8 protein-coding genes, 1 tRNA gene and 1 pseudogene are annotated in these 11,404 nt (G+C 41.0%); 8 read left to right on the top strand and 2 right to left on the bottom strand.

Annotation, left to right across the window (positions count from 1 at the left end; translation table 11 throughout):
• Positions 1 to 491: 491 nt before the first annotated feature.
• Positions 492 to 568 (bottom strand) — tRNA-Val (locus tag RT143_RS11585).
• Between the two features lie 223 nt (positions 569 to 791).
• Here RT143_RS11585 and RT143_RS11580 point away from each other — a divergent pair.
• The 4 genes from RT143_RS11580 to RT143_RS11565 all read left to right on the top strand — a co-directional run bounded on the left by RT143_RS11580 (position 792) and on the right by RT143_RS11565 (position 3,917).
• A complete protein-coding gene (locus RT143_RS11580) occupies positions 792 to 1,067 on the top strand; it encodes a PepSY domain-containing protein (RefSeq protein ID WP_007117114.1) in 276 nt (91 codons plus the stop codon).
• 112 nt (positions 1,068 to 1,179) lie between these two features.
• A complete protein-coding gene (locus tag RT143_RS11575) occupies positions 1,180 to 1,716 on the top strand; it encodes a cytochrome b/b6 domain-containing protein (protein ID WP_313093184.1) in 537 nt (178 codons plus the stop codon).
• Positions 1,717 to 1,762: 46 nt separating this feature from the next.
• Positions 1,763 to 2,440 (top strand): response regulator, encoded by a 678-nt coding sequence (locus RT143_RS11570; RefSeq protein ID WP_007117116.1) that lies wholly within the window; start codon positions 1,763 to 1,765, stop codon positions 2,438 to 2,440.
• Between the two features lie 34 nt (positions 2,441 to 2,474).
• Positions 2,475 to 3,917 (top strand): ATP-binding protein, encoded by a 1,443-nt coding sequence (locus RT143_RS11565; protein ID WP_313093183.1) that lies wholly within the window; start codon positions 2,475 to 2,477, stop codon positions 3,915 to 3,917.
• A gap of 92 nt (positions 3,918 to 4,009) precedes the next feature.
• Here the strand turns inward: RT143_RS11565 and ppk2 are convergent, their stop codons facing one another.
• Entirely contained in the window at positions 4,010 to 5,023 is a 1,014-nt protein-coding gene (gene ppk2, locus RT143_RS11560; RefSeq protein ID WP_409519719.1) for a polyphosphate kinase 2, read from the bottom strand.
• A gap of 1,009 nt (positions 5,024 to 6,032) precedes the next feature.
• Here ppk2 and RT143_RS11555 point away from each other — a divergent pair.
• From RT143_RS11555 to RT143_RS11540, 4 genes and pseudogenes are all read left to right on the top strand, one after another.
• A complete protein-coding gene (locus RT143_RS11555; protein WP_313093182.1) occupies positions 6,033 to 7,235 on the top strand; it encodes a hypothetical protein in 1,203 nt (400 codons plus the stop codon).
• 577 nt (positions 7,236 to 7,812) lie between these two features.
• Positions 7,813 to 8,286 (top strand): hypothetical protein, encoded by a 474-nt coding sequence (locus RT143_RS11550; RefSeq protein ID WP_313093181.1) that lies wholly within the window; start codon positions 7,813 to 7,815, stop codon positions 8,284 to 8,286.
• A gap of 105 nt (positions 8,287 to 8,391) precedes the next feature.
• Positions 8,392 to 10,467, top strand: a complete 2,076-nt coding sequence (locus tag RT143_RS11545; protein WP_313093180.1) for a beta strand repeat-containing protein — start codon at positions 8,392 to 8,394, stop codon at positions 10,465 to 10,467.
• Positions 10,468 to 10,678: 211 nt separating this feature from the next.
• Positions 10,679 to 11,404: pseudogene (locus tag RT143_RS11540) on the top strand (hypothetical protein); the annotation flags it as partial.

Raw genomic sequence — 11,404 nt, 5'->3', positions numbered from 1 at the left:
CAAAATTTCCTCATTATGTTCTTTTGTATATTAAATGTTCAACACAACCTAGTATGTGGATTTAGAGTCGTACCGTGAAAACTCAAAACTTTATATAGTCCGTATAACAACTTTTGTATCTATTTTTCCAATCTCAAGACGGTTAACTAAACTAGTGTGTCAATGTCTTAAAGTTTCTAATAGCCATGTTTTTAATTTGGAGGGAATAACTTTGAAAGGATTTTTTTTAGGGCATGAAGGCTATTTAAAATAAGCAATGAAACTCAAAAAAAAATAATTCAGTTTCATCTCTTTTAAATTCGGGTGGGGGCCAAAATCTACTTGCTCGAAAATTAACCAAGGCACAATTTGGGCACACAAGATTTTTAAGCGATTTTTCTGTGCCCAAAATCACAAAAGTGGTCAAAATTTCAATTCTCGAAAAACCACGTAAACCCTTGATATCACTGCAATAAAAAAGCCCCAATCAATCGATTGGGGCTTTTGGAATATGGTAGGCATAATCTGACTCGAACAGACGACCCCCACCATGTCAAGGTGGTGCTCTAACCAACTGAGCTATATGCCTAAAAGGGTCTAACAATCTACTTGCGTAAGTAGGAGTGCCATTTTACCAAAAAATTTTGCTTTTGCAAGTGGTTTTAATTCTTCGCTTCAATTTTTATTGCGTCATCTTCAGCTAAGTTTTCGTTAAGGTTAGGTTGTTTTAATACACTCAGCCACTCGGATATACCTCAGTATCAACCTTATCCCGTGACCTGACAACTCTATCAAAAACTTAGGATGGCATTATGAAAAAATCATTAATCACCTCAGGCTTATTGGCTCTCGCTATGTTATCAGCCAGCAGCGCATTTGCCGAAGCCAACTGCCAAGCACACCCAAAAAACGAACAAATCCCGCAAGCCGATTTTCAAAAAGCGTTAGAAAAACATGGCTTTACTATCAAAAAATTCAAAACTGATGGCAACTGCTTTGAGATGTATGGCAAAAGCAAAGGTGGGAAAAAAGTCGAAATGTACTTTGATACCAAAGACGGCAAAATCGTTAAATCAGAAATCGACTAATGATAAGATAAGCAAACCGTCCAACCAACGCAATTTGAGGTAGGTTTGCCAATGTTATGCCTTCACACGGCTAACTTAGCCGTGTTGATAGTTTAGACAATGGAAAATATCAATGTTACCACAACCACAATCTGCACAAACCGTCAAAGTCTGGGATATTTGGGTGCGCATCACTCATTGGGCAGTCGCTGCGGGTATTTTTGCCAACCTTATCGTCACTGAAGGCGGTAGTGATGTGCATGAGTACATGGGTTATGCCGTCGTGGCATTGGTAGTATCTCGTTTACTTTGGGGATTGGTGGGTAGCCAATACGCCAGATTTAGTAATTTTTTCCCTACCCCAACCCGCATTCGCGAGCATATGACCGACATCAAGCAGCATAAGTTTCACGGTCATCTGGGTCACAATCCGTTGGGTGCGCTGATGATGTTTGCGCTGTGGGGCATTATTATCGCGCTGGGTGTCACAGGCTATTTGCAAACCACCGACCAATTTTGGGGAGACGATTCCATCCAAGTGATTCACGAATTTTTAGCCAATAGTCTTTGGGTACTAGTCCCTTTACATGTGGCAGCCGCGATTATAATGGGAAGACTACAACAGCAAAACTTGGTAAAATCGATGATAACGGGTGAAAAAACCGTTTAATAAATACCTTTGCTAAAAACTAAGACAAAACCCACGGAAGACCCTCATGACCCGAATTTTACTGATTGAAGATGATGCCACCATTGCCGATGGTATTGTCAAAGGCTTGAGCCAACAAAACATGATGGTGGATTGGTTTGCTGATGCCAAACTCGGTGAAATGGCCATTCATGAAGGGGTGTTCGATGCCGTGTTATTGGATTTGACCTTGCCACGTGGCGATGGGATGACCATTTTAGCCAATTGGCGACAGCAAAAGATTGACACGCCTGTACTGATTATTACGGCGCGCGATGCCATTGCCAACCGCGTGGCAGGCCTAAATGCTGGGGCAGACGATTATTTGGTCAAACCGTTTGCTTTAGATGAAGTGGTTGCCCGTTTGCAGGCTCTGATTCGCCGTAGCCAAGGCCGCAGTCAGACTGAAATCCGCTATGGGGATGTCAGCTATTTGCCACAGCAGCAGCAAGTTTTTTATCAAGGCAAATGGGTGGATTTGACTGCCAAAGAAATCACCGTTCTTGAGCAGTTTATCAGCTATCCCAATTTGGTGCATAGCCGCGCCAGCCTTGAGGATAAGCTATACGGTTGGCAGCAAGATATCGAAAGCAATGCGATTGAAGTACATATTCATAACCTGCGAAAAAAACTCGGCAATGATTTTATCCTCACTCGGCGTGGTATTGGCTATTATCTCAATCCTGCGTTGCAGCGCCCTGAATGATTCCCCCGCTATCCCGCTTTAAGCGGTTACCATTATGACGCCTGCTACTCAAAAATCTTATAGTATCCAAAGGCAGCTACTCAATTCCCTGCTCATCGGACTACCGATTATTTGGCTATCGATTACCCTCATATCGGTATGGCGGCTTTCGCACGAAATCAACGAAATCAATGACACCCAAATCACCCAATTAGCCCGCTATCTGATTGGTATCTCACAAGATGTTAAGCTTCATCTCGCCAACCCTGCCAATGAGCCTAAAATTTTAAATCTTGAAAATGGCTTGCTATCAGGCGATTTAGGGGATGCAGAAGAAGACTATATGGGTTTTGCGATTTGGGATCAAAACGGTAAATTACTGATGGCTGATAAAGACGGTCAGCATTTTACATTTTTGCCCAAACAACACGGTTTTTTGGAAAACACCAGTGCCTATCAAGAGCTCAATCCCTTTAGTCACTCGTGGCGCCTGTTTTATGCGCACGATGACGCCGCCAACCATCTCATCGCCATCGGGCAAAACCTTAATTCGCGTCAAGAGATTATCTATAAATCATTAACCATTCAACTCGTTCCCTCGCTGATTGGGGTGATGCTATTGATTATACTGACATGGCTGTCAGTGCGACGTGGCTTTGTTCCGCTCAAACGGATTAGTGACTTATTGAGGACTCGCAGCCCTGAAGATAAAAACCCATTGTCGGTTGATACACCGTTAGAAATTCAACCCTTGCTAAACGCGCTCAATGGGTTATTTGATAAAGTCGCGGATACCCTTGAGCGTGAAAAACGCTTTACCGCAGATGCCTCTCATGAATTACGCAGCCCGCTCACTGCCATTAAACTACAGAGCGATGTGCTACAACAAACCATCTTGCAAGCCAATTTAACCGATAGCCAAACTGATGCACTCCTGAGTCACTGCCGACAAATCAGTCACAGTAATGAGCGCGCCAATCGACTGGTCGAACAGTTGCTGATTTTGGCGAAACTGGCACCGCAGCAAGGGCTCGATCCGCAGACCTTTGCACCGATTGATTGGATAGCCCTATCCAATGACATTCTCTCAGAAGTCAACCGTCGTGCCCGCGAAAAAAACAGCCAATTACGCCGTGATGTGTTAGTGGATGCCAAAGCTATTTTGCCTTTGACAGGTAACGCCACGTTAATCGGCATTTTGCTGCGTAACCTATTGGACAATGCCATTCGCTATAGCCCTGACCATACCACGATTCGGTTAGTGTTAGATAGCGATGTGATTACAGTTATTGACAATGGCAACGGGGTTGCACCTATCGACCTTGCTCGGCTATCAGAGCGGTTTTTTCGCCCTGCAGGTCAAGCTGAGATTGGTAGTGGCTTGGGTCTATCGATTGTGCGCCGCATCGCTGAGCTGCATGGTTTGCAAATTACCATGCAGAACCTAGAACACAATGGTCAGATTTGCGGTTTTCAAGTCAGTCTCTTTAAGCGCTGACGTGCCAATTGCTGAAGTTTAACTTACCAACAACAGCGGGCATTTAAAAAAGGATACATAGCGTATCCTTTTTGTCGGAGTAAACTAAAAAATTAGTACACGTTAGGCACATACATATCTTCAGCGATTGGCTCACGTTGGTAATTGTCGTGATGCTCGCGTTCTGGCAATACCACATTATCCCGTTGTATTTCTTGGTAGGGAATTTGTGAGAGCAGATGGTTGATGCAGTTTAGCCGCGCTTTTTTCTTATCATCACCCTCAACCACCCACCAACGGGCTTCTGGAATATGGGTGCGTTCAAACATCACTTCCTTGGCTTTGGTATAATCTTCCCAGCGGCGACGCGATTCTAAATCCATCGGTGAGAGTTTCCACTGTTTGAGCGGGTCATAAATACGGCTCATAAAGCGTGACTCTTGCTCGTCATCTGAAATAGAAAACCAATATTTGATTAAGCGAATCCCCGAGCGCACCAACATACGCTCAAATTCTGGCACTGACTCAAAAAACTCTTCGTATTGTGCGTCAGTACAAAATCCCATCACTCGCTCAACCCCAGCACGGTTGTACCAACTGCGGTCAAATAACACAATCTCGCCCGCGGCTGGCAGGTGCGCGACATAGCGCTGAAAATACCATTGGGTCTTTTCTCGGTCATTGGGTGCAGGCAGTGCGGCTACACGGCAAACGCGCGGATTGAGCCGTTGGGTGATACGTTTGATAGCGCCGCCTTTACCCGCTGAGTCGCGACCTTCAAAGATGACAACGATGCGCTCACCGGTTGCTACTACCCAATCTTGCAATTTAATGAGTTCTTTTTGCAGACGAATCAATTCATTAAAATAAATATGGCGAGCGATTTTTTGGCTGTCGGTTAACGGCTGCCCGTCATACCGTAAATCTTGGATGTAGTCGTCCATTTCGGACTCAATCTCTTCATCATAGCTGTCAATCAAGTCGTCATGCATTTGTTGACGCAGTCTATCATTGTTTTTGAGGGTTTCATCATTTAAAAACTGTGATTGGGGTAAGTCATCAAGCATATCGGTGATATGATTGCTGATGATAAGGTTGCTATTAGCAGTGGGCTGATTATTTGGCATAGTTAGAGTCTCTAATGAGCTTTAAAAATGCTGATAATATGACAAAATTATGAAGGTATGATGATACAAAAGGTTAAAAACATCAGCTTATCGGAAAAAAACAACGTTCTGACATATGTTTGCTGTTTTAGGTTTTATTTCAATTTAATTGTCGTTAAAATTGTACCAATACTTACTTATTTTTAAGATAATTAAATAATTGTTACATTAGGATAACTCTATGCAATATGCTAAGCCCAAAGTCTATTGGCTGATGCTGATAGGTATAATATTTTCAATATTAAATACTAGCACTTCTTATGCTGATGTGACTTGTCCTCCAGGGATGATTGCGGATAACTTTGCTCAAACTGATTATAGCTCCCTAGCGCCTAATACCAATCCACCAACACCCGCCAGTAATGTTAATATTACAGGGACGGCATCAGAAAGCTATTTGGTTGCAAGCAATAGTTTAAGTGCAGCAACAGGCAGTGTATCTGGATCAAGTAATACATATTCGGGTACTTCAGAATTAACACTCATACCTAATTTCGAATTCTTCCAGGATTTCACATCTAAAACAGCTACACGTATTGTCACTTATAATTTTACAAATAAATTTGATACGCAACCTCAGTTATTGAATAATTTTCAACTAAGTGTATTTGATATTGATGCTAATTTTTACGAACGACTCAATAATATAAATTATTTCCAATTTAAAGATGCCGTAAAAGCTGAAGGGTTAGATGCTAACAATAATTGGGTAATCCCAGATATTATATATAAACCATCTGGCATGACCACAACCAGCAATTTTACTTATCAAACCGTAAATACTCAAAGTACGACGTGTACGAACACCACTGCAGATAGTAATTGTAAGATTACCTATAAGTTTTCGGTTCCAATTAAAGCTGTTAGGTTAACTTATGGTAACGATAGCTTCTCTAGTGGTATTGACTATGAGACTAATTCAAGTACATCTGGTAATAACAGACTCATAGGTAACCCAGGCTTTCAAAAAATGTTCATCGCAGTTGAAGGCTACTGTTATACTCCGCAGCCACGTTTATCTTTGACCAAAGTACTGGCTGACAACCGCATCGCCAATACCGACCAATTCACAGTACAAATCAAAAATGGGACAACCGTCGTAAATAGCACTACCAATAGCACCACGACAGGCACCACCAATGTTGTCACCACAGGGACAGGCACGACAGGTACGTTCAAAGTTGACCCTACCAAGACATACCAGCTTACTGAGATTGCTGCAGGCACTACGGATTTAACCAAATATGCTACGACCTATAGCTGTAAAAAAGCCGATGGCACAACTGTCACGACACTTAACCCCAATAGTCTAAACCTAACTTATGGCGATAATTGGACGTGTACGGTGACCAACTCGCAACGTCGCTATACCTTCTCTGGCATTGTCTTTAATGACAATGGTGGCTTGACGTTAGCCAATGATTTAAGTGTGCCAGTAGGAACAAATACGACTTATTTTAACGGCGTATATGATAGCAGCGTTGAAAAAGGGATTACTCAAGCCGGTCTTACCATTGACTTAGCCAAAAACTGTAATACTACAACACCTACTATCATTCAGTCAGCGACCGTAGGTTCCGATGGTACTTATAGTATCTCAGCCACTAGTACACAGATGGCAAATGCTACCAATGTTTGCTTAATTCAACGTGAGCCTAATGGTAACCTTACTAGCTACCCAGTAGATACGACCAACAATCAAGCAAATATTACTTTTACAAGCACAACTTATGATTATCAAAATATCAATTTTGGTGAAGTATCACAAAATAACGCAGGCTTAGTATTGGTCAAAGAGCAAGCTACCAATGATTGTAATATCACCAATACCGCTATGTTAGGCTTGACTTATAACGCTGTCACTCAGTCAGGTATCGATGCGCGTAAGTGCGTGGCGTACAAAATCACCGCTTATAACCGCACTAATTTGACCAACCCATTAACCAATGTGCGAATCACAGACGCGCTGCCGAAAAAAGGCGTCAATGGCTCTACAGTTAACTCACTATTAGACAATCCTTTAGATACTACGTTAACTAACTTCAAAGTTGACACTGCCAATAGTGTGGCAATTGGCGCAAATGGTACAGTAGTTAGTGATGTTCAGTCACTAGCCAAAGGCGCTAGTCGTTCACTGTATTTCAACACTAAGTATGATAGTAGTTTGCCTTAAGCTTAATTTATGATTAAAAGAGACCACCAAAGCGTGGTCTTTTTTAGTGCAAATATTTTTTACTGAGTGTTAGCATGGAGGTATAGTCCACTATTTAACCTCTACTCTCTTTAGTCAAAACTTGTATTTCCCATCCCTAATCGTCATAACCTCAGTTTTTATAGGCTTAACAAATTTATCAATAGGATGGATTAGATTAATGGTTACGTTAGCCGATAAATGGTTAAATTTCTAATAAAAATGCTGATTTATAGCCTAAACTATAATTTTATAAAATTAAATAAAATTATTAGGGTAAATAAATTAACAAACACAAAATAAATTAACGGCTTATTTTTCTTTCTTAACAATTGTTTTTTTTCTTAACCAACTCTCATCTAATGCTAACTCACCCTATCCTTGTTGACGATAGAATCAATACAAACCTTAACGATATAACTTTTTAAAACTTCAAATAATTAAACTATTGACAGAATTTTACAGCTTATCGACTTTTTAGGACGTTTGACGAATTTCGATTATTTGTCGTATTATTCACTAAGATATAATAGACACAAGTTAACAAAGAGGTATTTAAATGAAATACAATCTATACAATTCAAAATTTTTAAAGACCTTCGCCCTATCAACTATTCTAGGCTTAAGTTTGACAAATATTGCCCATGCCGCAGATGCATTATCGGTCAATTTACAAGCCAAACAAATCGTCACAGAAAATGGCAAGCAAGTACTAAAAACGGTCAATCGAGCCAACAGTGGCGATGTCATCCAATATCAAGCGATTTACCGCAACAACATCCAAAAACCTATGACGGATCTAGCTTTGACCCTCCCTGTCCCAGCGAACATGGTGTATGTCAGCTCAAGCTCCCCTGCGCCTACACAAGCCAGTTTAGATGGTAAAAAATTTGAGAATTTGCCAATTATGCGTAAGGTCAATGGCAAAATGGTTGAAGTACCCGCATCGCAGTATCGTGCGGTACGCTGGATTGTCAAGACCTTACCTGCTCAGCAGAGTACCACTGTTAGTTTGAATGCAAAAGTTCAATAACTGGGTAATTCTTTTATTTTTAATGTTTTGCTGTTACCTATAACGTCTTATTTGAATAGGGCGTTTCCCCCAAGTCTTGTTTTTTTCCTATTTTCGGAGTTATGAATGAAAAAATTCAATTTTAATCCTAATGTGCTAACGGCTGGGGTGGCGTTAGCTCTGGGTTTTGGTATTGCTAATGGTGTATCAGCAAGCACATCTTCAGGTTCTGCCTCACCAACTGGTGGTATTCAAATTAACAATACTGCGACTGCAAGTTACAGTGTGGATGGCGTTGCTCAGCCTACGGTCACTTCAAATGCTGTTGTTGTTAACGTGAATGAAATTGGTAGTTTCACCTTAGTCGCTACGCTAGGTACAAGTCCAACAGATGACAAGAACGAAGGGATTTTAGCATTGCCTAATAGCAGTGTTACCTTTACCAATACCTTAAAAAATACGGGTAATGTCACCGATACTTATACCATTGACCTAAAAGATGTTAATTCCAATATCATCGGTGCTAAAAAAGATGGTACGTTTGGCAATCTAGCAGGACCTATTACAGTAATTATTAGAGATACAAATGGTACTGAGGTAGGTGCTACTACCACAATTAATCCAGGTCAAACCATCACGCTTTTAGCAGGTTATACCGCTGAATTAAGCTACGCTTTGAAAGTACAGACTAGCAGTACCACACCACTTGCGAATGATTCAATTCTTTCAACATTGAGCGCTACCAGTTCTTATCTTACAAAAGTTGATTCAACCAAAGCCAATCTTATCAACGAAAACCAGGCGATTGTATCAATGCCTATTTTTAGTATTGTCAAATCGGCTTCTTCAACGATTGATTTGAATACCACAACGTCATTTCAATACACAATTAAAGTCACCAATACTGACAAACTTACTTATAGCGCTGATGCAACCAATATTTTAATCCAAGATACTATTCCCGCAGGTCTTGCATTGGATACCACTCAAGCAATTACAGTAACTGGCGCAGCCAATAATGGCAGCACGTCAGGCTCTACTGCTTCTAAACTTGTGGTAAGCGGAGTTAATCTCAACCGTGGTCAAACTGCAACCATTACCTTTACTGTTAAAGTAACTGACAAAGCAGCATTAGCTGCAGCTGGCTCAGTGGTTAATAATGCAGAGGTATATGACAATTACGACACATCTACTCCAGATACAGCAAATCCGCAAATTCGTGATAGTACAGACTCTAGTGTACCTAACACCAGTACTAAGACCACCACCACAGATGATGGTACTGATCCAGATCAACCAGGTGGCGACCGAAATTCTACCGTTGTGTTTACTAACCGTAATGTAACCATTTCAGCTGGTACACCTAGCTCTGGTGTTACTGCAGCCGATGGCAGTTTTGAAATTGCACCAACATCAACCCAAACTATTAAGCATACAATTACCAATACTGGTAACCAAGCTGAAGGCTCTACCACCAATCCATTACAGATTGCCATCACTGATGCAACTACTGGCAATAATATACAACCTACTGGCCCTGTAACTGTTACTATTTTTGATAAGAATGGCTCCCAAGTAGCCACCAAAACTTATACTCAGCTTACTAATCCTATTAATGTTAGCGATGTTTTAGCAACTGGTATCCCAACGGGTGGTACAGCAACGGTAAGTTATACAGAAGCTAGTAGTAACAATACTACATCTAATGGTGCAGTTGTTACCAAAACCGAAAAAACCGCGATTACATTAACACCAAGTGGTACTGGTGCACCAGCTGCTGTGACGGTAACTGATACTTTCAATGTTCAATCTATGACTTTAAATAAAACTCAAGTCATTGATGCTAACTGTGACGGCAATCCTGATCCAAACCAAACTTATTCGAAAGCGGACATTAACGATGTCAGACCTGGTCAATGCATTATTTATCGTATTGAAGCATTAAATGGATTTACCACAAAAGACCTTACTGGTGTACAAATTACGGATACTGCTGATAAATGGTCTAAAGCAGCGAACTATGTTGCGGGTACTGCGCGCGATTCTGCAAATGGCTTAGTAACAACGCCAACTCAAGATGCTTCGGGCACAGATACTGGTTCAGTAGTTTCTTCGTTGATGTCTATACCGAAAACAACTGATACAGCCAATCCAAGTTCAGTGTTTTTACGTTTTATAGTTAAAATTAAAACTTCAAAATAATCAGTGCAATACTAATTATTGTGATATGAGGTGGAAGTCTAGCAAGGTAGCGATTTCTCTAGACTTTCCCTCAATTAAAGTTAGTTGATTATTTTTTGTATAAGTGAGAAACGCTGATATGACACTTTTTTGTCATCATATGCCGAAGCTAGCTAGTATTGACCAGTTACCTAGTGCAAGAAAAACTTGTCTAAGTAAACCTACCTTACTAATGACAAGTTTGTTACTTATTCAAGTAAATTTAGCACATGCTGCGATTGGTCACGGTGTTATCGAAATCAATAATACTGCCAATGCTACTTATAGAGTATATGATAACGCTGATATTAATAACGTAATCGAATCAAATACCACCATCGTTCAATCTTTTACTCTGCCTCGTTACGATATCAAGCTTACCCAACCCCTTAAAATCACGATCAAACCAGGGAATAAAGTGCAATGGCAAAATACCCTTGAAAATACGGGCGCATCTGATGAGACCGTTGCCGTCAACTTTACTATTCCAAAAACCTTATCAAATTTTCAAGTGTATGTTGATGCCAACAACAATGGCATTATTGATAGCAATGAGACCGAGCTGCAGCCTACGATAAGTATCGCGGCAGGTGAGCAAATTCATCTGATTGTCAAAGCCTTGTCCAGTACCGAGCTTAAAGATGGCGACACAGTCGATGTACCCATCACTGCCGTAGTGCAAGAAGATAACACAGTACAAGCTAGCGCAACTGATAGCTTAGTGGCTATCGTGCCAAGCATTGTATATAAAGACCCAACTTACCAAAACAATCTGAGTCAAACCTCTGCTGGACAGCCTGTCTATATTGAAGTCGGTCTTGCCTACTGTAATGCCGATCCCACACAGGTTGACAATGTATGGCTCAATGTTACTTCTAGCAAAACAGGCGATACTATTCGCCTAAAAGGCGTTGAAACA

Source organism: Moraxella sp. CTOTU48268, from assembly GCF_032069585.1.
Classification (GTDB): Bacteria; Pseudomonadota; Gammaproteobacteria; order Pseudomonadales; family Moraxellaceae; genus Faucicola; species Faucicola cinerea.
The sequence above is the reverse complement of the archived record's forward strand: the minus strand, read 5'-3'. Positions and strand labels throughout refer to the sequence as shown.

What these genes read in the sequence shown, in the direction of transcription:
- RT143_RS11545 (WP_313093180.1), top strand. Translation starts at nt 8,392, where the DNA reads ATGAAAAAATTCAATTTTAATCCTAATGTGCTAACGGCTGGGGTGGCG.
- RT143_RS11570 (WP_007117116.1), top strand. Translation starts at nt 1,763, where the DNA reads ATGACCCGAATTTTACTGATTGAAGATGATGCCACCATTGCCGATGGT.
- RT143_RS11575 (WP_313093184.1), top strand. Translation starts at nt 1,180, where the DNA reads ATGTTACCACAACCACAATCTGCACAAACCGTCAAAGTCTGGGATATT.
- RT143_RS11565 (WP_313093183.1), top strand. Translation starts at nt 2,475, where the DNA reads ATGACGCCTGCTACTCAAAAATCTTATAGTATCCAAAGGCAGCTACTC.
- RT143_RS11555 (WP_313093182.1), top strand. Translation starts at nt 6,033, where the DNA reads ATGTTCATCGCAGTTGAAGGCTACTGTTATACTCCGCAGCCACGTTTA.
- ppk2 (WP_409519719.1), bottom strand. Translation starts at nt 5,023, where the DNA reads ATGCCAAATAATCAGCCCACTGCTAATAGCAACCTTATCATCAGCAAT.
- RT143_RS11580 (WP_007117114.1), top strand. Translation starts at nt 792, where the DNA reads ATGAAAAAATCATTAATCACCTCAGGCTTATTGGCTCTCGCTATGTTA.
- RT143_RS11550 (WP_313093181.1), top strand. Translation starts at nt 7,813, where the DNA reads ATGAAATACAATCTATACAATTCAAAATTTTTAAAGACCTTCGCCCTA.